Genomic DNA, 26,398 nt, shown 5'->3' with positions numbered 1-26,398 from the left:
GAAATATTTCTTACTTGGCAGCGTCTTCTTGAGCCTTTTTAGCAGCTTCACGTTTAACAAGAACGTTATCGTACTTCTTAGCAAATGGCCAGTAAATAAGTGTTGAAATTACCAAAGTACATGCTTGCCAGATAGCCATCTTCCAACCACCGATTAAGAAACCGGAAATAATTGCTGGAGTTGTCCAAGGAGCAGCAAATCCGTTAAGTGGTGGAATAATACCAGTTCTAATTACTAAGTAGGTTGAAGCTGCAACAACTACTGGAGTTAAGAAGAATGGAACAGCAAGGAATGGGTTCATAACGATTGGTAAACCGAAGAGGAATGGTTCATTAATGTTAAAGATACCTGGTACTAATTCCAATTTACCAATTGACTTCAATTGAGCTGATTTGGCAGCGACAAGAATGAAGATAATTAAACCAATAGTAATACCTGAACCAGTTAAATTAATAAAGTTGTTGTAGAATTCGTTGGTAACAACGTGTGCACCTTGAGCAATAGTTAACTTACCAGCTTTGTATAATTGAGCGTTATCGAATGAGTTAGCTTGAAGCATAGGACCAGCAAGTGAACCAACAATCAAACCACCGTGAACACCAAAGAACCAGAAGAATGGAACAAGGAAACCAATAGCAAGAGCACCACCAAATGAGTCTGAGATACCTTGTAATGGAGTTTGAATAGTGTTATAAGTCCATTGCAAGAAGTCAGTATGTGCAAATAAGTTGAAGCATGCGTAGATAAGCATTGAACCGATTAAGATAATACCTGCAGGAATCATAGCAGTAAATTGGTTTGAAACTGCAGGTGGAACTTGCTTAGGAAGCTTAATAGTCCAACCTTTTTTAACAATAGCACTGTAAATCCAACCAACAAGAAGACCGATGATGATTGCGGCGATCATACCGTCACCACCAAGCCAAGTGATGTTAAATACACCGGTAACAGGTTGTTCAATATAAGTTTGAACAGCTTTTGGTAATTCGCTAATAGCAGCAGTAAATGCTTTAGCATTCATACCATTAGGAATACCACTGCTTAAAGCAGTTTTAACAGGACTAGCAATTGATAAAGTTTGAAGCATTAAGAATGCAGCACAGGATGTAAGACCTGGTGCTAATGGTTCCAAATTCTCATTCTTAACGTAAATATAGGCGATACCAATTGATGCCCAAAGTGACATTACTGAGAATGTTGTTGTGTAAGCTTGGTTAAAGATTGCTCCCCAACCAGAAGCATTAATCGCATTTGATACTGCAGGAATTGGAATATTTCCTAAAATTAAGAAAATAGAACCAATGATAATAAATGGTAAAGTATAAATCATACCATTTTGTAATGCAGTAATAGCTTTCGTGTTAACAAATTTCATTACAGGAGGCAAAATTTTGTTATTAACAAAACTGCTAAATCCTGATTGTTTTTGATCAGCCATTATAATTCATCTCCATTATCTTTAAGTATTTCTTTAAACCAATAAAATGATTTTTTAGGTACACGTTTCAAATCTTTTAAGTCATGATTTGATCTGTTTACGTAAACGGCGCCATATCTTTTTTCCATATCTGCATGAGAGCTTGGAATATCAATTAAACCCCAACCAAGATATCCTAAGACCTTAGCACCATCTAGGAACATTGAATCTTTCATGGCTTTAATATGATCACGGTGATATGCAATACGTTCATCATCTTCAATCATATTTTTACCATCCCAAGTTTCTTTAAGTCCAATACCATTTTCAATTGGGAAAATAGGGATACGGTAATGATTGTACATGGTAGTTATTGCATTTCTAAAGCCAAGTGGGTCGATTGCCCAACCCCAGTCATTGGTTTTAATGAATTTAGTAGGAACACCGCCTTCATTTAAGTAACGGTTTGGAGCTTCACCTTTAGGAATTTTATCACTTGATAATACCCATGAAGAATAATATGAAAAGGCAAGGAAGTCAGCTTTAGCATGCTTCATAATTTCTTTATCTTCATCAGTAATATCCATGTTGATATTATGATCCTTAGCATATTGCAAAACTTCAGGTGAATAGCCCGCACCAGTATCGGCATCGTAGATGTTGAAGTTCAAAAATTCTTGAACTTGCTTTGCTGCCCAAACATCTTCAGGCTTACAAGTTTCAGGATAAATTTGTTGGAAGGCAAGCATACCACCAATTTTAACATCTGAATAATTTTCATGAATATAATTGGCAATACGGATATGTGCCATCATTGTGTGATGGAAAATAGTGTACATATCATCTAAACTCTTATCGCCTTTTTTATAACCGGAAATATTGAAAACTTCATCTTGGAAGTAAAGGTTATGTTCATTGAAAACGATCCAATATTTTACTCGATCACCAAAATGATCAATCATCTTTTTGCTGAAACGAACGAACGCATCAACTACATGTCTTGACATAAAGCCATTATATTCTTTAGCTAAATGTAATGGCATATCAAAGTGGTAAAGACAAACCATTGGCTCGATGCCTCGCTTAATCATTGCGTTGATTAAACGGTCATAAAATTCGATCCCTTTTTGATTGAATTCACCGTCTCCATCTGGACATACACGTGACCAAGAAATTTGAATTCTGTACATATTCATGTGCATGTCTTTCATCAAGTCTAAGTCTTCATCATATCTATGATATTCATCAATTGCTACATGCCAATCAGTAGTATTGTCAGTAGCTGGGCGAACATCATAAACAGAAAGACCTTTACCGTCTTCATTCCAGGCACCTTCAGTTTGCATACTTGAAACTGAATTACCCCAGAAGAATGAAGATGGCATTTTACGCTTTTCAGTCATCTGATTATCTTCTCTCCCTCTGTAAGCGCTTTCATTTCTTTACACTAATAAGTATATCAGATTATTTTTGAAAATAAAGACTTATTTTAATAAAAATATATACTTTTGCTAAAAACAAAATAAAAAGCCTATTCTGATAGGCTTTTTATAGAAAAAATTGTATTAAAATAACATAAAATTACTGATTATTTATGATTTTGTTCGAAATCCGCAACTGCACCCCTAAGATTTGCATCGCTCTTTAAAGTGCATAAAACAATATCTGGTTTCAAGGTTACTAAATCCAAATCATCTCTTAAACGATCAATTTCTTTATTTAATAAAGAGACTAATTTAGGATTATTAGAAATACCGCCCCCGATAACAATTTTTTCTGGATCAAAACTGTGCTGAATATTATAAATTGCTACAGCTAAAGCATGAATTAAAGTTTGACGTACATCACTAGCTACAGGGTCATCTTGATCAGCAAGTTCAAAAACGGTTTTTCCGTCTAACTTTTTACCCGTTCGCTTATTATAGCGATTTGCCATTGCAACAGGAGAAGCTAACTCACTTAAAGTATGTGTTCCCATAATCATATAACCGAATTCACCACCAAATAAGTGAGCTCCATGCCAAATTTTTTGATCCATGATTAAAGCGCCACCAATACCAGTGCCAATAATAAAGAAAGCCATACTATTACAGCCTTTACCGCTACCTTCAGCTAGTTCACCAAGAGCGGCAGAGTTAGCGTCGTTTTCAATTGAAACAGGCAAGCCAAAGCATTTTTCTAATTCATCAACTATTTTAAAATTATGGATGTATGGAATGGCACTTGATCCACCAATAATCCCAGTTTTTTTATTTACTGCGCCAGGTGAGGAAATTGCTACCCCTTCAATAGGAGTATTTTTTTTAATTTTATTTACTTCATTAGTCAAGACCTGATAAAAACTGTCTAAATTTTCAGGAGTATCGATAGCATGTTTGTCTTGTAACTTTCCATCTTTCCAAGTTGCGATTTTAATAGTAGTACCACCAATATCAATTGCTGCTAAATTCATAGTAAAAATTCTCCTTAACAAAAATATATACTTTTAAATTTATAATAATTATTTTTGTAAGCGTTGTCAATAACTGGCTTAATGTTAGAATAAGACTAAAATAGATATAAATATATAGAGGAAACTCTAGGGAGAAAAAAATGGTAAATTCAATTTTTACAAAAAGAAGAGCTACTAGGCAATTTTTAACTAATTCAATTTCTGATGATAAGATTCAAAAGATTGTTGCAGCTTTTCAAACTTCACCATGTGGAATGCATCAAAATGACGTTATGAATTTAGTTGTTGTAAAAGATGAAGCTTTACGCAAAGAAATCGAAAAAGCAACAGATAATTCATGTTATGGTGCACCAGTACTATTTATTATTAATACCAAGAAGGAGAATATGTTTGGTGAACGTGATGCATCAGTTGCAGCTGAAAATATTATGCTAGAAGCTGCTGATTTAGGATTAGGCTCTGTTTATGTTATGGGTGGAGCAATTAAGTTAAATGATTATACTGATATTCAACGAGAGTTAGATATAGATCCTGACTTCCAAACTACAGTTGTTGTTCCTGTAGGTAAGATTGCAAGAGAACCAGAAAAAGAAGATCGTTCAAGTCGCTATCAAGTAACTATTTATTAATTAATACTGGTGAAAATTTAAATGGAAGTTTTGAATTTTTACCAGTTTTTTATGAACAAAAACATGAGGATGAGATGAAGAAAATTTGGACGGGTATAGCGATTGTATTAGTAACTAATTTATTAGCTGGATGTAGTCAAATCCATTTTGGCAAAGATGCAATCACAATTGGTGATGAGCAAAAAAATCTTTTAAAGAAGAATAAAAAGAAAAAAGTAGTACATCCTAAAATTGAAAAGAAAAAAACAAAAGTAAAAAGTGTTTGGAACAAAACAAAGTATCAGGAATTACAAAAGATTGTAAATAATTGGGGTAGGGTAAAAAAACAACATTATCATTTTTATGATGGCGTCCATTCTTTAAAAATAAAAGCAGGAGTTACATATCCAAAAGCTTTTGATCAAAATGGTTTCGTTTTAAATAAAGAAAAAATCAAAATAGGGTGGAGTCCAGAAGGTAAAAATACGTATCAATACAATGTTGTAGCAATTGCCAATGATAATTTTGAAACATGGCACAATACATATTTGTTTTGTTTAAGAAAGAATAAACCAATTATTTTATTAGATCAGTCAAAACGAAATAAGCTTGTATTAGTTAAGAAAGTGAATAATCCTACTCTTAATAAAGCCTTTAAACAAATTTTAGAAGATAAACAAAAAAGCATGTAGAAAATTAATCTACATGCTTTTTGTTGAAATTGTACTCGGTTAATCGAAATTAATCGTGGTCAACATCATCTGGGAAGAATGCAAGACGTTCGCCCTTGCCAAGTTCTTCTTCGATTTCAAGTAAGCGGTTGTACTTTTCAACACGTTCTGAACGAGCTGGAGCACCGGTCTTAAGTTGACCACCGTTTATAGCAACTGCCAAGTCAGCGATGAATGTGTCACCAGTTTCACCTGAACGGTGTGAAATCATAGTGTTGTAACCATTCTTACGTGACATACGGATAGTTTCAAGAGTTTCAGTAACAGTACCAATTTGGTTCAACTTGATTAATGAAGCGTTACCTGCACCTTCCTTGATAGCCTTCTTCAAAAGTGCTGGGTTAGTACAAATGAAGTCGTCAAGAACGATTTGGATACGGTCCTTGTGAGTTGCAGTAAACTTAACCATACCTTCAACATCGTTTTCGTCGTATGGGTCTTCCATTGACATTAATTCTGGGAATTCATCCAAAAGCTTGTCGTAGTATGCAGCTAATTCATCATCAGTAAGAACCTTACCTTCAAGGTGGTACTTACCATCTTCCTTGTTGTAGAAGTATGAAGCAGCACAGTCACATGCGATACCGATATCTTCACCTGGCTTGTAACCAGCCTTGATGATTGATTCGTGTAAAGCCTTCAAAGCTTCTTCTGAGTTCTTCATGTTAGGTGCGAAACCACCTTCGTCACCCAAGCCAGTTTCGTAACCCATGTCTTCAAGAACCTTCTTCAAAGTGTGGTATACGTTAACGATCTTTTCGAAACCATCACGGAATGAAGTCTTAGCAATTGGAGTAATCATGAATTCTTGAATGTCGATACCGTTGTCAGCGTGTTCACCACCGTTGATAACGTTGTGGAAAGTTTGTGGCATTTCAAGATCAATACCGCCAAGGTAACGGTAAAGAGGTTGACGGTTAGCGTTAGCTGCAGCAACAGCAGTAGCCATTGATACACCTAAGATAGCGTTAGCACCAAGACGGCCCTTGTTTGGAGTACCATCTAAGTCGATCATAGTTTGGTCAATCTTAGGTTGGTCAAATGGGTCCATACCCTTTAAAGCGTCGTTAATTTCAGTGTTAACATTGTTAACAGCCTTTGAAACACCCTTACCACCAAGACGTGAACCACCGTCACGTAATTCAACAGCTTCGTTTTCACCAGTTGAAGCACCTGATGGAACTTCAGCCTTACCTACGACACCGTTTGAAAGAGTAACGTGAACTTCAACAGTTGGGTTACCACGTGAGTCAAAAATTTCGAGTGCGTGTACATTTTCAATAACTGATTTGAGCATTATAAACCTCCTCAAAAATTATGGCATGTAACAAAAATTTTGCATGCCATACGGAACAATTTTTGCTCCGCTTTACAACACAAATTTTAGCCTAACTTTGTGATCGTGTAAACATATGAAAGCGGTTTACATTTTAAAAAATAGTAAAGCACAGTAAAAAATGCTATATCAAAGAGCTATAATATATGTATAACGTAACTAGTAAAAATTAAGGACTATAAAAATATGGAAAATATTAAAATAATTGTAGATTCAAGTTCAAATATGACAGATGATCCTGAACGTAACATAGAAGTAGTACCATTAACAATTTCATTCGGTGGTCATGACTATATTGATAATCCAAACTTAAATATACGTGAATTTTTGGATAATATGAATCAAAATAATGTAGCCGGCAAAACGACTTGTCCTAGTATTCAGGCCTGGCTTGATGCATTAAAAGGAAGCGAAAAAGCGATCATTATTACTATGACTAGTAGCATGAGCGGAACTTTTTCTTCAGCACTACAAGCTAAGGCAATATATCAAGAAAAATACCCTAATAGTAAAATTATTGTGGTTGATTCAAGAAGCGCTGGTCCAGAAATCGCGATTGTGGTTCATGGAATTGAAAAGATGTTAAAAGATGAAATTCGTTTTGTTGATTTAGAAGCGGCAATTGCTGAATATAGAGTACATACACATTTATTATTTGTATTACAATCTTTACATAATTTGTCTTTAAATGGTCGTGTTCCATCAGCTGTGGCAAAAATTACTGGCTTTTTAAAAATAGACCTAATTGGAACAGCAAGTAAAGAAGGAAAATTGGAACCACTTGCTAAGGCACATGGAATGAAAAAAGCAGTTCGCGAAATAATTAGATACATGAAAAAAGATAGCTATCATGGTGGTGAAGTAATCATTGATCATTGTAAAAATGAAAAAGATGCAATGGCAATTAAAGAAAAGATTTTGGCAGAATATCCAGATGCTAAAATTACTATTAGACCGATGAGGGGCCTTTGCAGCTTTTATGCTGAAGAGGGTGGAATTATGGTCGGCTTCCATGAATAAAATGAAAAAAGCGTAATACCGATAAAAAATTATTGTCGATATTACGCTTTTTAAATTGCTAAAAATAATTGTTGAGAAATACTAAAACAAATTATCGCTAAACTAGTAGCACCAATAACATCTGAAGGATAATGTGCTTTTAAACTTAAGCGCGAAATAATCACCATAATCCAAATTGCCACGATTGAAATTATGAAACCCATTCCTAGATCTTTGGCAAATAATTGAAGAAGAATCAATCCCATTGTGGTTGCACCAAGTACGTGACCACTTGGAAAACTATAGCCTTCTTCCATATCTGAATGTAAAATTGGTCGCTTGCGACGAATCGTCCTTTTTAAAATGATACCTGAAATATCGGCAAAGCCTAAAGTACCTAATACCCAAAGTGCCGTCAATTCACGTTCCTGATTTAATAAAAGTCCAGCTAAAAGCACGTCCCAAACGACCATTAGTTTAGGATCGTTAATAAAAGCAATAATTTGCCAGCTATAACCTGTACTTTTTCTGACTAGTTGATGATGCAACCAATGATCAAAAAGATTGAAGCGACGTGAGGTTTTAATATTAAAAATGAGTAACAATAAAATTGACGTTGAAATTAACGCTACAATACAACTATTCATTTAGACGCAATATCCCCATTACTTTTTTGATTAAATCTATTTTAACTGGAAAAATAAAAATAATGTTAATTTTTAAATAAAATTAACATTATTTTTGAATTGTTTTAGTTTTGATGGTTAAATTTAGTTTTATCAAGCATATCATAAGTGATCAAATTGCTGCTATCTAGATCTTCTTTATTCATATCAACAACGTTAATTTGTTTGTTTGAATAAGTGGTGTAGTAGAAAATACCTTTGTCTAAGTTAGTTCCATCAGAATAAATTGTATATTCAAATGAGTTTGGACCAACTTCATCCAGTCCCTTTTGTTGTTCAACCGAATGTAAAATGTGGAAGTAAGTATCAATATTTTCTTCTTCGGTTTCAGCAATTGGAGCATTAAATTTATTGAAAGCTACTCTGACAAAACGTGATTCAGAATCCATTCCACCTGGTAAGTTGTGAGACCCTAATCCACGGCTGTAGCCAGCCATATTTACTTTATCTGAGAAGTTATTTTTAGGCATTTTTGGAGATACGTCAGCATAGTTATTTAAATTGAATAATTGCTTTGGAAATTGTGGATTATTAGTTAAGCAGCCAACTGGATTATCATAAATATGCATTCCATCTTTGTCTGTTTCAACAACTAATGATGTACCTGTTTTATCTGCAATAAGCCAGTGAAGAGAGGAGGTTTGCATTTTTTCGCTGAAATTTAAATCGGCGATGTTGATTCTGCTAAGTAAATCCTTTACTTCGCTAATAGTGCTACACTGTCCTAAAATCCAAGGGATGAATTCAAAGGAAGCAATATTATCTTTATTTTCTTTTTCTTCATAATATGTAGCATTTCCTGGATAGTTGAGTCCGGCCATACCTAAACCTTTTTCATTTGTAGCGTCGAAATATAGGGGATAATCATCCATATCTAATGAGATACCAATCATTGCATAGTGCTTTTTTAAACTGGGCATCTTACGGAATTTAAAAGTGTAATTGCGTGGCGTAATAACAACTTGTTGACCAAAAGTAATTTCTAAATCAAGGTTACGACCAAAGTAATGATCTTTGGGACTGAATATAATTGATGTACACATATTTTTCTCTTTTCTATCAAACTCTATGTGAATTAAGAAACTGATCTAATTTTAACAGCCATATTAAAAATTTTCATCCTAGAATAAATTTATTTTGGACTATTTTTTATAATAGGTTATAATATTAGCGTTATGGAGTGTTGGCAGAGTGGTAATGCACCGGACTCGAAATCCGGCGAACCAAGTTTTCCTTGGCGCGCAGGTTCAAATCCTGTACACTCCTTTTTTACCCAACTAGAAGCCGCATGGTATCAAGCTTTTAACTTGCTCATGTTAGCCAAATGTTAGCCAATGACTCAAAAATTATGCATAATTAAGTTAACCGCTGACGTTTTCCTAAAAAGACCGTAACTATATTTTTTTCATAGTTACGGTCTTTTTTTACTATAAATTATCAAGTATTTCTGTAATTTTGTCATCTGACTTGTTGTTTAAGCTCATCGAGCATATAAGCATATTTTTTAGCAGTCGTGGACATATTGGCGTGTCCTAGACGTTTAGAAATTGCGTAAAGTGGAACACCCTTGAAGGGTAGAAGAGCAACGTGCGTGTGTCTTACGGAATGAAAGTGAAAGCTAGGCTTATCAATATTCAGCTTTTCCAATTGTTTTCTCCAAACTTTATTTACAGCATTGGAAGTGGGAATCGTTCCATCTTTACCAATAAAAATTTTTTCGTGGTCATTTTGTTTTAATTGACTAAGAATGTCCAAGAATTTTTTATCAACTTTAATAATTCTCACGGAATTTGTATTTTTAGTAGATTTATCTATTTCACTGCTATCATAATTATCAACTCTACCTTTGTCATGATTGTAAGACTTGTTAATATTTATTGTTTGATTTTTAAAGTCAATGTCTGACCAGGTCAAGACGGCAATTTCGCCTGGTCGCATCCCTGTGTATAATGCTGTTAGTATCATATATCTACTTATGTAAGTGTGCTTTATATTGTGTAGCAAGGAGTTTTTAAGTGATTGTATTTCTTCATAATTAAGATAATCAATCTTTCGTGTGCGCTCCGAATTCCATGTTAAATTTATTTTTTGAGTAAAATCTTTCTGAATAATGCCATCTGCAACACCATCACGCACACAAGAGCGGATAGAACCATTTGTTTTATAGACAGTATCCTTCGCGTGCTTCTTACCGTATTCGTTCATGAATATTTGATAAGACTTACGCGTAACTTTTGCTAATTTAGCCTTACCGTAGTACGCGTTTAGCTTTTTATAGATTGTTTCGTACCTTACTACAGTTGTTCTGGATTTACCTGGTATTTTATAAGTCCCATACCAGCTTTTAAAATAGTCAGCAAAAACGGGGTTAGCATCTGAAATTTGTTGCTGATCTTTTGCAACTTCCATTTATTGCCCCATTTGTTGGCTTGTGTTTTAGTCTTAAAGCCGCCTTTAGTTTTGTAATGACGCTTACCGTGTACATCATACCACGATACTTACACACTACACGTTTTATCACGTTTATAAAGCTGTGCCATGTTTTTCACCTCAATTTTTATAAGAAACTAATGTTCTTTTTAACCTTATAAATTAAGCCCGCTACCTGTTAAGGCGGCAGGCTTATTTTTATTGACCAGGTTTTACTGTTAAAGCAAATCTCATCGCTATAAATAGCAAAATAAATATAATTGCTGCTGCAATACCAGCATATTTAGCCATCTTTTTATTTTTCTTAACGAGTGCATAAATTAGTAAGATGATTGAAATTACAAATAAAATTATTAGAATCCAATCAATCGCAACTGTTAAAGTTCTCATTGGTCCCATTTTTATTCATCATCCTTCAAGAAATCATATTCGCTGTGTCCGTTAAGTGAAGAATATAGCACCTTATCTGGATTATCTGGATTAACAATTGAAACAAAATCAGCTAATTGCAAGTTCTTATACAAAGATCTTGAAAGGCTATCCATTGAATCGGTGAGGTCTTTCCAATCACTTGTGTCTTGAGTTGCTATTATGTCTAGTAATTCTTCCTTAAATTCTGTGCCAGTTGGTTGAATCATAAAAGCTTTATTGTCTGAGTCATACCAAACTTTAGCTTTGCCTTTAAAGTTTTTTCTCAAGAGTAGAAGAGTAGCAGCTTCTTTTTCTTCATCAGAAATCTCTTTGCTTTTCTTTGTTCCACTCTTTTTGGCCTTACTATGATTTTCGGCTTTAGATTGTTTAGCCTTTTTAGATGTTTGTACAGTTTGTGCGGAATTATTATCACTGTCGTCATCATCGGCACCTAATCCCAGCATATTGCCTATACCACCAACTATACTAAAAACGACTAAAACCCAAAAATACCATCTGGTATGTAATGGCTTGGTCATTTTTCCGTTTTTCTTTTTCTCCGGTTTGAACATGTTTTTGTCATACCAAAAAGCCCAAATGAGCAAGCCAATCCCGAAAATCGTAATTAATAAATACGTAAACACTTATCTAAATCCTCCAAAGTAGAAACTAATTGTCATAAGTTTATAGTCATTGGCTTTGGACTATACTCCCATCGTTAAATAAGTAATAGAGCTTTTTAGGAATACAGAAAGCTTTTGCAAATTTATAGAAGTTGTCAAAATGGTAGTCGTTTTCTTCACATTATTTATATAGCAGATTTATAGCAAAATTTATATAGCAGATTTATAGCAAAAATGTTTGCATTAGCTTCGCCACGATTTACAGTTTTATCGTTTAGATTGTAGTATGTTGGTTTTCGTTTGAGACGTGCGCAATTTCATGAGCTAATTGAAAAGGTATTTCGGTTGGATATGGCCAGCGAGAGTTCATGATGATTAATCTGCCTACGCGATTATAACTAAGAGGTGGTGCAAAAGGAGGAAGGCGATTAGAAAATTCAACACCTATTTTGTAATCGAACATTACAGCATTCATTAGATACTTTATAAGCCTGTCATAATTTTCTTTATTTTCTATGCTAAGTTCATCAAAAGATCTAATCATACTTTTTAATTCTTATTTAGATACTCAGGATGACGTTTGAAGTAACCACGTGCTATATCAGCATAGGTATCCTTTAATTCATCCGGTATTTCTCCACCATAAGGCATACCTAAATCGGCCCAAGTTAGTTCTGAGCCATTTAAGTCCAGTAAGGTATCAGCAGAAATATTGAGTGCTAATGCTATAGCTTTTAATTCATCACTAGATACTTTTCTAGTTCCTTTTTCTATCTTATTAAGAGCGGTTCGCTCAATTCCACTTTTATCTGCCAATTCAGCTTGTGTCATATCTTGAGCTTCTCGATAATTGGTAATTTTTTGAGCTAAATTAGTTTGATTGGTCATTTTATTCCACCTCTATTGCGCTTTTCGCAATAAATATATCATAAATAGCAACTTATGACTTAAAAAAATTGCGAAAAAAGTAGTTACATTGCGAAAATAGCAATGTAATATAATGCGTGTAAGATGAATTGCGAATATCGCAACTTGCAAAAGAGGTGAGCACATGAAAAAAGAAATTAACTTAGCTTTGATTCGTGAAAGACGATTAAAGCGAGGCTTCAGCAATGAGGATATGGCGAAAAGTCTAGGACTAGCTAGTTCCGATAAGTACTTTCGGAGAGAACATGGTATTTATAAGTTTCAAGCCTCAGAACTTCCAGCCCTTTCTAAGAAACTGGGTATTCCTTTAGAAAAATTTTTTATTTAAAATAGTGCGATTTTCGCACGGAAGGAGAGGCGAATGGAAAATTTCAATTATTTAATTTCGAAGGAAACAAAGTAAGAACCTTGAAGGTTGATGATGTACACTCCTTAAGCATGAAAAAGCGAACTAAGTTAATTTTTACTTAGTTCGCTTTTATTATGTTGTGAATAAATTTTCCCTTGACAAACTACTAAAATCAAAAGTAAATTAATTTCGATGATTATCTAAAGGATAGAGTATTTATAATACATGGAGTTGAGTTATGGGAAAAAAGAATAAAGTACCCCAGCTTAGCCGAAGCATGACTGCAGGTCAAATGGAAATGATTTCTCTTGGCGGTGCAATCGGTGTAGGTTTATTTATGGGGTCGACATCGACTATTAAATGGACGGGGCCGTCCGTACTTTTAGCCTATATGTTTGTAGGACTAATTTTATATATCGTAATGAGAGCATTAGGGGAAATGCTTTACATTAATCCAGGTACAGGTTCTTTTGCTGACTATGCAACGGAATATGTGCATCCATTGGCTGGATATTTGGCGGAGTGGGCAAACGTTTTTGAATATATTGTTGTAGGAATGTCTGAAGTGGTTGCTGCAACTGAATATTTGAAATATTGGTGGCCTAATATCAGTGCTTTATGGTCAGGTGTAATTATTATCGCTTTTCTACTTTTAGCTAATTTGGCTAGTGCAAAAGCATATGCATCACTTGAGTTTTGGTTTGCTATGATCAAAGTAATTACTATTATTTTAATGATCATCCTAGGCTTTATTGTAATTTTCTTTGGTGTAGGCAACGGTGGAAAGCCAATTGGTTTTAGCAATTTATGGGCTCATGGCGGTTTCTTTACTGGCGGAGTAAAAGGCTTTTTCTTCTCGATGTCAATTATTGTTGGTTCATATGAAGGAATTGAGTTGCTAGGCATTTCGGCAGGCGAGGTGGCTAACCCGCAAAAAGCAATTGTAAAGAGTGTCAAGTCTGTTCTTTTGAGAATTTTAATTTTCTACGTTGGTGCAATTTTTGTGATTGTAACTATTTATCCGTGGAATAAGTTAAGTAGCTTAGGTTCTCCTTTTGTAACTACCTTTGCTAAGGTAGGAATCACTGCTGCTGCTTCGATTATTAACTTCGTTGTATTAACTGCAGCATTGTCAGGAGCTAACTCGGGGATTTATTCATCAAGTAGAATGCTATTTAAATTGTCTCATGATAATGAAGCACCTAGTGTATTTAAGCATATTTCTAAGAGAATTGTGCCTGATCGCGCCATTATGGGGATTTCTGGTGGGATTTTTATTGGGTTTATTTTAAATATAATTGCATCTCAATTTAATCATTCGGCATCAGATTTATTTGTGATTGTCTTCAGTTCATCAGTTTTACCAGGAATGATTCCATGGTTTGTAATTCTATTGGCTGAGTTAAGATTTAGAAGACATAATCAAGATATGATGAAAGATCACCCGTTCAAATTGCCGTTATATCCATTTTCTAATTACTTCGCATTTTTAATGCTGTTAGTAATTGTTATCTTTATGTTTATTAATCCAGATACTAGAATTTCAGTAATTACCGGAGCATTGGTATTAATTGTGGCTACAATTGTTTATTTAGTTAGACATAAAGATGAATTTAGTAAAAATAATTAATGATTAAGAAGTCTTGAAATTTCAGGGCTTTTTATTTTTACCAAATACTAAATATTGATACTTGCATTATCAAAAATACTAGATCTATGGTATCTTAAAAAGAAATGATACTTAAAGGGTGAGATAAATGGCAATTCTTGAACAACCATATTTAGATTTGATTAATAAAATTATGATTGAAGGTCATGATAAAAATGATCGTACAGGAACTGGAACTAGGAGTTATTTTGGTGCTCAAATGCGCTTTGACTTATCAAAAGGGTTTCCAATTTTAACCACTAAAAAGGTTCCATTCGGTTTAATTAAAAGTGAACTCCTATGGTTCTTACGAGGGGACACTAATATTCGTTTTTTATTAGAACATAAAAATCATATTTGGGATGAGTGGGCATTTAAAAATTGGGTTAACAGTGATGAATATACTGGTCCTGATATGACTGATTTTGGTTTACGAAGTCAAAGTGATCCGGAATTTAATAAAATTTATCAAGCTGAATTAAAAAAATTTGATCGACGTATCCTTGATGATGAGAACTTCGCCAAAAAATATGGTAATTTAGGCGACGTTTATGGTGCACAATGGCGCCATTGGCAAAAGCGAGATGGTAGCTTTATTGATCAAATTGAAAATGTAATTGAACAAATTAAAAATAATCCAGATTCACGCAGGATGATTGTAACAGCCTGGAATCCAGAAGATGTACCAACTAGTGCTCTTCCTCCGTGTCATGTTATGTTCCAATTTTATGTGGTAGATGGAAAAATTAGCGTTCAGCTTTATCAGCGTAGTGGAGATATGTTTTTAGGCGTGCCATTTAATATTGCATCATATGCACTTTTATTAAATATGATTGCCAGAGAAACTGGTCTGCAAGTGGGTGAATTTATTCATACATTGGGGGATGCTCATATTTATAGTAACCACTTTAGTCAAGTGAAGGAAATGCTTAGTCGCAAGCCATATGAATCTCCACAGTTATGGCTTAATCCTGAAAAAAAACATATTGAAGATTTTGATATGCAAGATATTAAGTTAGTGGATTATAAGCATCATGGCACAATTAAGGCGCCAGTTGCTGTTTAAGGTGAAGTAATGATTGAATATGTTTGGGCAGAAGATAAAGAAAAAAATATTGGCTTGAATGGACATTTACCATGGTATTTGCCGGCTGATATGAAGCATTTTAAAGAAGTAACAATTAATCATCCAATAATTATGGGAAGAAAAACATTTGAAAGTTTTCCTAATTTGTTACCTAAAAGAAAACATATTGTTTTAACTCATAATGAAGAGCTAAAAAATAAATATCAAAATAATGATCAAGTGACTATTTTACCCACAGTTGAAGATTTACATAATTTTGTGGCAGAACATCAAGATGAGCGGATGTGTGCAATTGGTGGAGTGTCGATTTTTAACGCTTTAATGGACCAAGTAGAAGTATTAGAAAAAACGGAGATAGATGCGATTTTTGAAGCAGATACTAAAATGCCTGAAATTGATTATAGCCGTTTTAATTTAGTAGCTAAGAAGCATTATGAGCCGGATGAGAAAAATAAGTATCCATATACTTTTTTAACTTATAAATTAAAGTAAAAAAAGCCCGCAATTTGCGAGCTTTTTTGAATCTTAGGTATAATATTAATAAATATTAAGTTTCTTAGGTAATAATATATGAATGAAGAAAAAACAAATTTAAATACGGGCCTGACAGCTGCACAAGTTAAGCAAAAAATTGAAGCTGGTGAAATTAATAAGGCCGTTGATGATCAATTTAAAACAAATAAACAAATTATTGCAGAAAATTTATTTACTTACTTTAACTTGATTTTCTTAGTACTATCATTACTTTTGATTTTTGTTGGCGCATATAAGGATTTAACTTTTTTGCCAGTCATTGTTTTAAATACTGTAATTGGAATTGTGCAAGAAATTCGTGCTAAAAAAATATTGAACAAGTTAAACGTAATGAATGCTACAGATATTGGGGCTTTGCGAGATGGAAAAGAAGTACAAGTACCAATAGAAGAGTTAGTTAAAGGCGATATTGTTTTATTAAAAACAGGCGATCAGATTCCAGCAGATGGACAAGTGGTTAAAGGAAATATTCGTGTTAATGAATCGCTACTCACAGGTGAGGCAGATGAAATTTCTAAAGATGTTGGTGATGAACTGATGTCAGGCTCATTCGTTGTTTCGGGTTCAGCCTATATGCAGCTGGAAGAAGTTGGTAAGAATAGTTATATTTCCAAATTAACCATTAAAGCAAAAGCAATGGGTAGTAGCGAACAGTCTGAGATGGTGCGCTCAATTAATAAATTGATAAAATGGGTAGGTATTATCATTATCCCACTAGGGATAGCTCTATTTTCAATGAGTTATTTTGTCAATCGCATGTCGCTATATCGCAGTATTGTTTCTATGGAAGCCGCAATTATAGGAATGATTCCAGAAGGGTTGTATCTATTAACTACTATTGCTTTGGCATTATCTGCTGTTAGATTAGCGCGCAAAGAAGTTATGCTTCATGATATGAAAAGTGTTGAAACCCTGGCACGCGTGAATGTGCTTTGCGTTGATAAAACTGGTACTATTACAGAACCTAAGATGAGTGTAGAAAAGACGGTCAGTTCTAAGAGTTTTAAAGCTAATAATTTAGATCAAATTATTGGTGATTTTGCTAAAAACATGCCGCCTGATAATGCTACTATGAAGGCAATAAAGAACTTTTTTGCCAATAATACTGGTAAGAAAGCTAGCAGTATTTTGCCATTCACATCAGTAAATAAATATAGTGGTGTAATCTTCAATGATCATACAATTTTAATTGGTGCACCAGAAATGGTTTTACGTGATCAGTTTGATCAATATAAAGATGAATTTGAACAATATGCTTCAACAGGTTATCGTGTGCTAATTGTGGCAAATTATCCGGATGTTTTAACAGAAGATGATTCTAAGTTAACTAAAGACGTTGAAGTCTATGGATATATTTTACTAGCCAATCCAATTAGAAAAGAAGCTAAATCTACTTTTGAATATTTTGCTAAACAGGGAGTAGAGATTAAGGTTATTTCTGGGGATAATCCGGTTACTGTTTCTAGAGTTGCTCAACAAGCAGGTATCAAAAATGCTGAAAAGTATATTGATGCTCAAAAAATTGAAGAAGATGGATATGAAGAAGCAGTTAAAAATTATAATGTTTTTGGTCGAGTAAAACCGGAACAAAAAAGAAAATTTGTGAAGGCATTACAGAATTTAGGTAATACTGTTGCTATGACTGGCGATGGTGTTAATGATATTTTGGCAATGAAAAAAGCGGATTGTTCAATTGCGATGGCGTCAGGAAATAGTGCTGCAGTTCAAGCTTCACAAGTTGTTTTATTAGATTCTAATTTTGCTAAAATGCCTGATGTGGTAAATGAAGGTAGACAAGTAGTTAACAATATTCAACGATCAGCTAGCTTGTTTTTAGTAAAAAATATTTTTTCATTTTTAATGGCGATTTTCTCGTTAATAATGATTATTAATTATCCGTTACAACCATCACAAATTACATTAATTTCTGCATTTACGATTGGCCTGCCTTCATTTCTATTGGCTTTAGAAAGTAATCATAATCGCATTCGTGGGCAATTTATTCCTAACGTCTTATCTCGTGCAATACCAGGTGGTGTAACTGATATGCTTGCAGTAAGTATTTTGGTTATAGCTGGTGGATATATTTCACTTGATCACAACGATGTAGGTACCACTGCTACTTTACTTTTAGTTGCAGTAGGTGCAATGGTTTTATATCATATTTCAGCTCCACTTAATAAATTTAGATTACTAGTAATGTTGGGTTCATTTTTGGGTTTAATTTTAGCAATTATTTTCTTGCATGATCTATTCTCACTAACGATGATTTCAGATAAAGCAATCTTTATTTTGATTGTATTATTCTGTGCCGCAACTACTATTTTTCGTTGGCTATCTAGAATTTTGGATGGTGTGCGTGAGGTATTAATTATTTTTGATCAAAAAGGAAAGAATATGACTTTTGGTGATCTGCGTGAGGCTTATCAACGAGGACGTAAAAGTCCAAGTAATTAAGAAATAAGATAATAGTAGTAAAAATTAAAAAATGTGTTGACTAGATTAAAAAATGATGATAACTTATTTATAACAAATTATAACTAAACATCTTGAAGAGCTGAGTAGCGAGAATTTTATTTTTAAAGAGAGCTAACGTTGTGGTGAAAGTTAGCAAATAAAACCTGGTGAATATGGGCTTGGAACGATGACTGATGGTGACATTTAGCTATCAGCGGAGTTGTATCCGTTAACAATGCAGGCTATTATTTGATAGCTAATGAGGTTTATTACGTAAGTGATAAATGAATTAAAGGTGGTAACGCGAGCATTCGTCCTTTTGGATGAATGCTCTTTTTATTTTCATTAAAAAGATTAGGAGTGGAGTTCTTATGAGAAAGCGTAGACGGAGAAATACGATCATCTGGACAATTATTGGAATTTTAATTATTATTGCCGGCTGGTTTAGTTTTGGTCCGGGAATACCTAGTCAAGTACCAAACAAGACTGTAACTGTTGGAATTGTTGGCGAAAGTAAACAAGAAGAAGCTATTTGGAAGAGCGTTGCTAAAACAGCCAAAAAGAAATATGGTGTAATTATTAAAACTAAAAATTTTACTGATTATAATCAACCTAATAAGGCTTTAAAATCCGGCGACATTGATATGAATGCTTTTCAACATTATGCATTTTTAAATGATTGGAATAAAGCCAATAATGGTGGTGTTGTAGCGATTGGTAAAACATATATTGCACCAATTAGAATTTATTCAAAGAAATATCATAAATTAAGTGATTTGCCAAATGGGGCAACCGTTGCTGTACCAAATGATGCAACTAATGAATCCAGAGCTTTATTTGTTTTAAAGAATGCAGGTTTAATTAAATTAAAGAAGGGTAAAACACTTGTTACGGTAGCTGATATTGCTTCTAATCCAAATGATTTAAAGATTAAGGAAATTGGTGCTGAACAAACTGGACGTGTTTTAAACTCAGTCGATGCGTCTGTTGTTAATAATAACTATGCAGGACCCGCTGGTTTAATCGATAAGCAAACTGTTTATGTGGAACCAGTTAATAAGGATTCTGAACAATGGATTAATATTTTAGCAGTTAAAAAGGGCAATCAAGATAAGAAAATCTATCAGGATGTAGTTAAGGCCTACCAGACTGCTGCAACTAAGAAGTTATACCAAAAATTTTATGGTACATCTCAAATTTCTGCTTGGGATGTTAAGCTTAAGTAAAGGGGGAGCAATAAATGAGTATTATTGAGTTGAAAAATGTTGATGTGGATTTTCCGCAAAAAAAGGAAAACTTGTTAAGGCAGTAAATAGTGTTTCACTATCAATTGAAAAAGGTGATATCTATGGCATAGTTGGCTTTTCAGGAGCAGGTAAGTCAACATTAGTTAGAACTATTAATTTATTGCAAAAACCTAGTGCAGGTGACATTGAAGTTGATGGTACACAGTTTGTTAAGGATGGAAAACAAGTTATTTCCAATAAAGAATTACAATTAAAAAGAAGAAATATTGGAATGATTTTTCAAGGTTTTAACTTGTTAAATGAAACTACGGTTTTAGAAAACGTTGCTTTTGCCTTAAAACATGAAAAGCTAAGCGATGATGAATTAGAAAAGAAATCACTTGAATTACTTGAATTGGTTGATTTAAAAGAAAAGGCCAACTTTTATCCTTCAGAACTATCAGGTGGTCAAAAACAAAGAGTGGCAATTGCTCGTGCGCTTGCCAATAATCCAGATATTTTAATTTCCGATGAAGCAACTAGTGCTTTGGATCCTCAAAATACTCAACAAATTTTGGACTTGTTGAAGAGATTGAATAAGCAGTTTAATTTAACAGTTATTTTGATTACTCACGAAATGGATGCAGTAAAAAAGATTGCTACTAAAGTAGCCGTAATGGAACATGGACAAGTAATTGAAAAGGGCTCGCTTCGTCAAGTATTCTTACACCCAAAGCAAGAATTAACCAAGAAATTTGTTGGAGGATCACTTGAAGCTATTTCAACTTTGAATTCACTACATCTAGATAAATTAAGTAAAAATGAATCTATTTACCAGTTAGTATATAGCGTAAATAATGTAGCTAAGTCTATTATTATTGAGCTATACAAAGAAATTGGTGTTGAAGTCAGCATGCTTTATGGCAACGTTGAACTATTAAATGATGAACCAATTGGTACTTTGGTAGTACTTATTAAAGGGGATCAAGAAAAACAAAAACAAGCTAAAGAATTTTTACAAAAACAGGATGTTACATTGACTCGCTTAGATGAAAAGGGGAATATTTATGATTAGCTTTTTAGATAAATACTTACCAAATGTTGTTCAATTAGGCTGGGGGGGAGATGCTGGCTGGGGGACTAGTATTTTTCAAACTTTATTTATGACTTTTTGGTCCGCAATCTTTGGTGGAATTTTAGGAATTATTTTTGGTATTATTCTTGTTTTAACTAAAGATGATGGAATTCGTCCAAATAAATTTTGGTACAATCTTTCAGATAAATTAGTTTCAATTTTTAGAGCCATTCCTTTTATTATCTTACTTGCTTTTGTAGCACCGGTTACGCAAAAAATTGTTGGTACTCAGATTGGAATGAAAGCCGCACTTGTCCCATTGACTTTAGGTGTTTTTCCATTTTATGCTCGTCAGGTTCAAGTTGCTCTTGAAAGTGTTGATCCTGGTAAAGTAGAAGCGGCTGAAAGTCTAGGTGCAACGACTCGTGACATTATTTTTGATGTATATTTAAGGGAATCACGTTCTGAATTAATTCGTGTTTCTACTGTAACAATTATTAGTTTAATTGGTTTAACTGCAATGGCTGGGGCAGTTGGCGCTGGTGGTTTAGGTAATACGGCTATATCATACGGCTACAATAGATTCAACAATGATGTTACATTAGTAGCTACTATATTAGTAATTATTTTGATCTTTATTGTTCAAATTATTGGTGATTTCTTTGCTAAAAAATTAAATCATCAATCAAGATAAATTAAAAATGCTAAGTCTTATATTTTTTATAGACTTAGCATTTTTTACTTTGTATTGATCATAATTTTGATAGAATTTAAAGATATGAATTGTGGACATCGGTGTATATCTCTAATTGAAAAAGAAAACCTTTACAGGTATGATAAAAGTGATTAATTATTAACGATAACCTTATGTTCAGATATAAGGAGGAAAAATTATGAGTGAAGAAGAATATCGTATTGAAAGTGATACTATTGGACCAGTAAAAATCCCTAAAGGCGCATTATGGGGACCCCAAACAGAAAGAAGTCGTAATAACTTCCCAAGTGGTGAATTGATGCCATTGCAAATTATTCGTGCTTTCTTACATTTGAAAAAAGCAGCTGCCGAATCAAATGTTGAAGTAGGGGATGAACCAAAGGAAAAAGGTGAAGCAATCGAAGACGCAATTGATCATCTTTTGGCGTTAAGTGATGAAGACTTAAGAAAAGATTTTCCACTTCACGTGTTACAGACGGGTTCAGGTACACAAAGCAATATGAATGTTAACGAAGTAGTTGCTAACTTAGCTAATAAATTGCACTCAGGTTTGAATATTTTACCTAATGATGATGTAAATCGTGGGCAATCTTCGAACGATACTTTTCCAACAGCGATGAATATTGTGGCTGTTGAAGCTCTAGATAAGTTGGAACCAGCTGTTCAACATTTAATTGATGAATTAGTAATCAAAGAAAAGAAGTATTGGAAGACAGTCAAGGTTGGACGCACACACTTGCAAGATGCTACTCCATTAACTTTTGGACAAGAACTTTCAGGCTATATTTCGGCATTAAAGCATGATTTATCTTACATCAAAGAATTAAAGCCAACTCTTTATGAATTAGCTATTGGTGGTACTGCAGTAGGTACCGGTTTGAATGCCGCACCAGGTATGACCGAAAAAATCGCTGATAAATTATCAGCAGTCTATGGCCATGAATTTAAAGTTAAGACAAATAAGTTTTGGGGGCTAGCTCATCATTCAGGTCTTGATGTAGTTCACGGTGCTCTTAAGACTCTGGCAGCTGATATGTTTAAAATTGCTCAGGATATTAGATTCTTGGCATCAGGCCCACGAGCTGGTTATCATGAATTAAATATTCCAGCAAATGAACCTGGTTCAAGTATTATGCCAGGCAAGGTAAATCCAACTCAAGCAGAGGCTGTAACTATGGCGACTGCTAAAGTTTTTGGAAATGATACGACAATTACTTTTGCTTCAAGTCAAGGTAACTTTGAAATGAATGTATTTAAGACTGTCCTTATAGCATCATTTCTTGATTCATGTGATATTTTGACTGGGGCTATTATTGGATTTGCTGATAAAATGATTCATGGCTTAACAGTTAATGAAGAAAGAATGGATGAATTACTTGAAAATTCACTCATGACTGTTACTGCTTTATCACCACATATTGGTTATCATGCTGCTGCCGAAATTGCACAAACTGCTGATAAAGAAGGTACTACTTTAAAAGAAGCAGCATTGAAGAGTGGTAAAGTTACTGAAAAACAATATGATGAATGGATGGATTATATGAAAATGACTAATATTGATAAGTCAAATCCGGAAGAATAAATAGGGAGAAAATATGCCTAACGTTAAAGAATTAAAGAATAAATATGATGCAATTATAATTGGTTCGGGTGGTACTGGATTGACTGCAGCACTTCAAGCACATGAATTAGGTTTAAATGTAGTTGTTCTAGAAAAAAATGAAAAAACTGGTGGAAATACTAGCCGTGCTTCTAGTGGAATGAACGCCTCCGAATCTTTGGTTCAACTTGATGAAGGGATCATTGATAATAACCAAGATTTTTATAATGAAACCCTAAAAGGTGGCGGATTATTAAATGATCGTGCTATGCTTAAATATTTTGTCGATCATTCAGCTATCGCAATTAGTTGGCTAATGAAATATGGTGTGCGTCTGACAGATTTAACCATTACGGGAGGGATGAGCAAAAAAAGAGCCCATCGTCCCGGCTCAATGGAACCAGTAGGCTTTTATTTAACTTCTCGTTTAACTAATCAGGTAAAAAAATCAGGTGTTGATATTTTTACCGGTGCGAAGGTAACTAAATTATTACAAGATAAAAGTAACAAAGTTAATGGTGTTGAAGTTACTACAGAAGATGGTGTAAAAACTATTAAAGCTAAAGCGGTGCTTCTTGCAACTGGTGGATTTGGTGCATCTAAGGATATTATTAAGAAGTATCGTCCAGATTTAGTGGATTATAAAACAACTAACCAACCTGGAGCAACTGGAGATGGAATGAAGCTTGCAAAAGAAATCGGTGCACAATTAATGCAAATGAACTTTATTCAAGTTCACCCAACTGCAGATACTGACAATCCGCATGTTTACTTAATTGGTGAAGGGTTGCGTGGTGAAGGTGCAATTTTAGTTAATAAAAATGGTGATCGTTTTGTTAACGAATTAAGTACTCGTAAAATTGTTTCAGATGCTATTACTAATTTACATGAAGATGGTGCATATTTAATTTTTGATTCGGGTGTTCGTGCTCACTTTGGTGCAGTTGAATTCTATGATCAAATTGGTTTAGTTCAACATGGTGATACTTTAGAAGAATTAGCTAAAAAAATCGGTGTTGATGGTTATAACTTAAACGAAACAGTTGAACGTTGGGATAAGGCCGTTGAGAATCATAAGGATAAAGAATTCGGTCGTACTACAGGTATGGATCGTCAACTTGATCGTGGACCATACTTTGCTATTCATATTCATCCGGCTATTCACTATACTATGGGTGGTATTCATATTAATACTGATACGGAAGTATTAGATACTAACGGTAATGTAATTAAGGGCTTATATGCTGCTGGTGAAGTTTCTGGTGGACTTCATGGTAATAATCGAATTGGTGGTAATTCTATTGCTGAAACTGTGATTTTTGGTCGACAAGCAGGTATTCAGATGGCCAAATATGCTAGAGAGCATGGAAAAAAATAATCTGAAGAAAAAGGAGGCTAGTATACTAGTCTCTTTTTTCTTTAGATTAAAATAACAAACTTAAAGTGCGAAAAAGGATATTTTTAACGTTGTATAAAATTGCGTCTTGATGTTATTATCAGTGTATAAGCTATTGAAAGTATGAAGGACTTTTTATGAGCAAAATAACATTTTTTTCTAAAACAATACATATAAAAATTAAGTTTGTTGATATGGATAATTGGAGTCCGATCCTTAAGCCTATTGAAGTTAAAGGTAAAGAAGGAAAAACAATTGATTGTAGTATAAATAATCAACTTGAAGAGGCAAAAAAACAAGGATATGAACTTGCTAGTAATGAACTTGAACAAGATGGTCAGAGAAAAGAATTTTCTAGTGATAATGATGAATATATAATTGGCTTTCATCATGGTCAAGCTATTATTGATGCTATGCATCCTGGCTATGGATATACAAAGGGTCAATTAGAGAAAACAATTACTCAAATAGTTCATTATCAGGGAGCATCAAGTAAGACGCCAATTGACAATAAGATCTCAAGAGTTCTTAGGCGAAAATTAATAATTGATAAAGTAAATGGAAAGATAATTAATGATAGTGGCTGGAATAATCAAGGATATTTTAAATTGATTGCTACTCCTGTGGTCCCTGGATTCAAAGCAGATCATTTAATTGCAGGTGGTGGCAAAATTGATCCACACAATCCGGTTCAAAACTATGTGGTAGAGTATGCTTTAAATAATGAGCCAGTGTCTGAAAGGCAAACTGCTAAGATTCAATACGTTGATATATTAAACAATAATCGGGTAATCTTAAGTGATGAAGTGGTAGGAAAAGCAAATGATTGGATTGAATATGATCCTCAGAATAGAATCACTGAGTTACGAAAAAATGGATATGAATTAGTTGATAATGCGTTTAATGCAAATGGAAACGTTCAATTTTTTGGTGATAGCAATGAAGAATTTGTTTTCATCATTACAATGAAGCATACCTTTATCAATGTTGATATTAAGCATCCTTTTGATAAGATACTTCCTAAACAGTATCTTAAAGCAGTTAATTTTAGAGTAGTTTTTCAAGGGGCAGGTATTTTGACTCCGGATGAAATTACGCAAACAGCAATTTTAAATAGAAGTTTAAAGGTAATTCCTGAAACTGGAAGAGTATTATCTAAAACAAGATGGTTTAGTGATATTGACTCTTTTCATGATGTTAAAGTTCCAGTTGTTGAAGGTTTCGTAGCTGATAAACTAAAAATAAAGGCACCAGAAATCGTGCCAAGTGATATTATAGTTACTGTCAATTATATTGATGCGATGGTGGCCAAGCTTAAAAAAGCAGAAAAAAGATTGCAGGAACAAAAAAAGTTAGAAATGGCAATCATAACTTTTATTGATATTGACAAAAATGGTACACAAATTATGACATCTGGTGCAATAACTGGACAACCTGGAGAAAGTATTAATGATTCTTATAGTACTAAAGAACCTTTAAAAACTTTGAAGAATGAAGGGTATGAAGTTGTCTTTAATAATTTCGATATTCCAGGTATGGTTCAACGTTTTGATAATAATGATTTACAGCCACAAGTATTTACAATTGGCTTAAAAAAAGTGGCTCAAATAGAATCTAATCTTAAAATTGTTAGAGATAAGTCAGAAGCGACCATAATTAAATAATAAATTGTGCCTAATGAAAGCGCTTAG

At 33.8% G+C, this 26,398-nt stretch carries 23 protein-coding genes, 1 tRNA gene, 1 pseudogene and 1 other annotated feature; of the genes and pseudogenes, 15 read left to right on the top strand and 10 right to left on the bottom strand.

All coding sequences use genetic code 11. The annotated features are described in order from the left end of the window. Window positions 1-10 precede the first annotated feature (10 nt). The 3 genes from SO785_RS04255 to SO785_RS04245 form a co-directional block, all read right to left on the bottom strand. On the bottom strand, window positions 11-1,438 hold the full coding sequence (locus tag SO785_RS04255; protein ID WP_011254281.1) for a PTS sugar transporter subunit IIC: 1,428 nt from the start codon (window positions 1,436-1,438) through the stop codon (window positions 11-13). After that, window positions 1,438-2,820, bottom strand: a complete 1,383-nt coding sequence (locus SO785_RS04250; protein WP_003546946.1) for a glycoside hydrolase family 1 protein — start codon at window positions 2,818-2,820, stop codon at window positions 1,438-1,440. Before SO785_RS04250 ends, SO785_RS04255 begins: the two co-directional genes overlap by 1 nt. Window positions 2,821-3,005: 185 nt before the next feature. Beyond that, window positions 3,006-3,869 carry an ROK family protein gene (locus SO785_RS04245; RefSeq protein ID WP_015613346.1) on the bottom strand — a complete coding sequence of 288 codons (864 nt, stop codon included), beginning with the start codon at window positions 3,867-3,869 and terminating at the stop codon, window positions 3,006-3,008. A gap of 140 nt (window positions 3,870-4,009) precedes the next feature. Here SO785_RS04245 and SO785_RS04240 point away from each other — a divergent pair, with 140 nt between their 5' ends. Then, entirely contained in the window at window positions 4,010-4,498 is a 489-nt protein-coding gene (locus SO785_RS04240) for a nitroreductase family protein (RefSeq protein ID WP_003546951.1), read from the top strand. Window positions 4,499-4,572: 74 nt separating this feature from the next. Beyond that, entirely contained in the window at window positions 4,573-5,169 is a 597-nt protein-coding gene (locus SO785_RS04235; RefSeq protein WP_011254283.1) for a DUF4767 domain-containing protein, read from the top strand. 49 nt (window positions 5,170-5,218) lie between these two features. On the opposite strand, the gene eno is transcribed toward SO785_RS04235, so the two are convergent. Beyond that, a complete protein-coding gene (gene eno / locus SO785_RS04230) occupies window positions 5,219-6,505 on the bottom strand; it encodes a phosphopyruvate hydratase (protein ID WP_003546959.1) in 1,287 nt (428 codons plus the stop codon). 225 nt (window positions 6,506-6,730) lie between these two features. Here eno and SO785_RS04225 point away from each other — a divergent pair, with 225 nt between their 5' ends. After that, window positions 6,731-7,564 carry a DegV family protein gene (locus SO785_RS04225; protein ID WP_003546960.1) on the top strand — a complete coding sequence of 278 codons (834 nt, stop codon included), beginning with the start codon at window positions 6,731-6,733 and terminating at the stop codon, window positions 7,562-7,564. Window positions 7,565-7,614: 50 nt separating this feature from the next. On the opposite strand, the gene SO785_RS04220 is transcribed toward SO785_RS04225, so the two are convergent. Further along, on the bottom strand, window positions 7,615-8,190 hold the full coding sequence (locus SO785_RS04220; protein WP_003546962.1) for a phosphatase PAP2 family protein: 576 nt from the start codon (window positions 8,188-8,190) through the stop codon (window positions 7,615-7,617). 104 nt (window positions 8,191-8,294) lie between these two features. Continuing rightward, window positions 8,295-9,272: a choloylglycine hydrolase gene (gene bsh / locus SO785_RS04215; protein ID WP_021874066.1), complete on the bottom strand. Its 978-nt coding sequence runs from the start codon at window positions 9,270-9,272 to the stop codon at window positions 8,295-8,297. Between the two features lie 134 nt (window positions 9,273-9,406). Here bsh and SO785_RS04210 point away from each other — a divergent pair. Further along, window positions 9,407-9,495: transfer RNA gene (locus SO785_RS04210), tRNA-Ser, on the top strand. A 192-nt stretch (window positions 9,496-9,687) separates the two neighbouring features. Here SO785_RS04210 and SO785_RS04205 read toward each other — a convergent pair. The 4 genes from SO785_RS04205 to SO785_RS04190 all read right to left on the bottom strand — a co-directional run bounded on the left by SO785_RS04205 (window position 9,688) and on the right by SO785_RS04190 (window position 12,581). Next, window positions 9,688-10,638 (bottom strand): tyrosine-type recombinase/integrase, encoded by a 951-nt coding sequence (locus tag SO785_RS04205; RefSeq protein WP_003546967.1) that lies wholly within the window; start codon window positions 10,636-10,638, stop codon window positions 9,688-9,690. A gap of 219 nt (window positions 10,639-10,857) precedes the next feature. Next, on the bottom strand, window positions 10,858-11,058 hold the full coding sequence (locus SO785_RS04200; protein ID WP_003546969.1) for a hypothetical protein: 201 nt from the start codon (window positions 11,056-11,058) through the stop codon (window positions 10,858-10,860). Window positions 11,059-11,060: 2 nt separating this feature from the next. Then, window positions 11,061-11,714: a phage capsid protein gene (locus SO785_RS04195; protein ID WP_021874067.1), complete on the bottom strand. Its 654-nt coding sequence runs from the start codon at window positions 11,712-11,714 to the stop codon at window positions 11,061-11,063. A gap of 528 nt (window positions 11,715-12,242) precedes the next feature. Beyond that, a complete protein-coding gene (locus SO785_RS04190; protein ID WP_003546974.1) occupies window positions 12,243-12,581 on the bottom strand; it encodes a helix-turn-helix domain-containing protein in 339 nt (112 codons plus the stop codon). Between the two features lie 163 nt (window positions 12,582-12,744). Between SO785_RS04190 and SO785_RS04185 the strand changes: the two genes are divergently transcribed. The 11 genes and pseudogenes from SO785_RS04185 (at window position 12,745) to SO785_RS04135 (ending at window position 26,371) form a co-directional block, all read left to right on the top strand. Further along, the gene (locus SO785_RS04185) at window positions 12,745-12,948 is read left to right on the top strand and encodes a helix-turn-helix domain-containing protein (protein ID WP_003546976.1); all 204 of its coding nucleotides are present in this window, start codon (window positions 12,745-12,747) and stop codon (window positions 12,946-12,948) included. Between the two features lie 259 nt (window positions 12,949-13,207). After that, window positions 13,208-14,599: an amino acid permease gene (locus tag SO785_RS04180; RefSeq protein ID WP_003546978.1), complete on the top strand. Its 1,392-nt coding sequence runs from the start codon at window positions 13,208-13,210 to the stop codon at window positions 14,597-14,599. A 127-nt stretch (window positions 14,600-14,726) separates the two neighbouring features. After that, a complete protein-coding gene (locus SO785_RS04175; protein ID WP_003546979.1) occupies window positions 14,727-15,683 on the top strand; it encodes a thymidylate synthase in 957 nt (318 codons plus the stop codon). Window positions 15,684-15,692: 9 nt separating this feature from the next. Further along, complete coding sequence (locus SO785_RS04170) at window positions 15,693-16,196, top strand: dihydrofolate reductase (protein ID WP_003546982.1); 504 nt, start codon at window positions 15,693-15,695, stop codon at window positions 16,194-16,196. 78 nt (window positions 16,197-16,274) lie between these two features. After that, window positions 16,275-18,695, top strand: a complete 2,421-nt coding sequence (locus SO785_RS04165) for an HAD-IC family P-type ATPase (protein WP_003546985.1) — start codon at window positions 16,275-16,277, stop codon at window positions 18,693-18,695. An 83-nt stretch (window positions 18,696-18,778) separates the two neighbouring features. Next, window positions 18,779-19,017 (top strand) — a binding site (T-box leader). Between the two features lie 49 nt (window positions 19,018-19,066). Next, window positions 19,067-19,921 carry a MetQ/NlpA family ABC transporter substrate-binding protein gene (locus SO785_RS04160; RefSeq protein ID WP_011254284.1) on the top strand — a complete coding sequence of 285 codons (855 nt, stop codon included), beginning with the start codon at window positions 19,067-19,069 and terminating at the stop codon, window positions 19,919-19,921. Window positions 19,922-19,935: 14 nt separating this feature from the next. After that, window positions 19,936-20,996 (top strand): annotated as a pseudogene (locus SO785_RS04155) (methionine ABC transporter ATP-binding protein). Further along, window positions 20,989-21,690: a methionine ABC transporter permease gene (locus SO785_RS04150; RefSeq protein ID WP_011254285.1), complete on the top strand. Its 702-nt coding sequence runs from the start codon at window positions 20,989-20,991 to the stop codon at window positions 21,688-21,690. The pseudogene SO785_RS04155 and the gene SO785_RS04150 overlap by 8 nt, the downstream one beginning before the upstream one ends. Window positions 21,691-21,889: 199 nt before the next feature. Next, window positions 21,890-23,293, top strand: a complete 1,404-nt coding sequence (locus SO785_RS04145) for a class II fumarate hydratase (RefSeq protein ID WP_003546995.1) — start codon at window positions 21,890-21,892, stop codon at window positions 23,291-23,293. A 13-nt stretch (window positions 23,294-23,306) separates the two neighbouring features. After that, window positions 23,307-24,689 carry a flavocytochrome c gene (locus tag SO785_RS04140; RefSeq protein ID WP_003546997.1) on the top strand — a complete coding sequence of 461 codons (1,383 nt, stop codon included), beginning with the start codon at window positions 23,307-23,309 and terminating at the stop codon, window positions 24,687-24,689. 155 nt (window positions 24,690-24,844) lie between these two features. Next, entirely contained in the window at window positions 24,845-26,371 is a 1,527-nt protein-coding gene (locus SO785_RS04135) for a mucin-binding protein (protein WP_003546999.1), read from the top strand. Window positions 26,372-26,398: the final 27 nt, after the last annotated feature.

Source organism: Lactobacillus acidophilus, assembly GCF_034298135.1.
GTDB classification, from domain to species: domain Bacteria; phylum Bacillota; class Bacilli; order Lactobacillales; family Lactobacillaceae; genus Lactobacillus; species Lactobacillus acidophilus.
The sequence above is the reverse complement of the archived record's forward strand: the minus strand, read 5'-3'. Positions and strand labels throughout refer to the sequence as shown.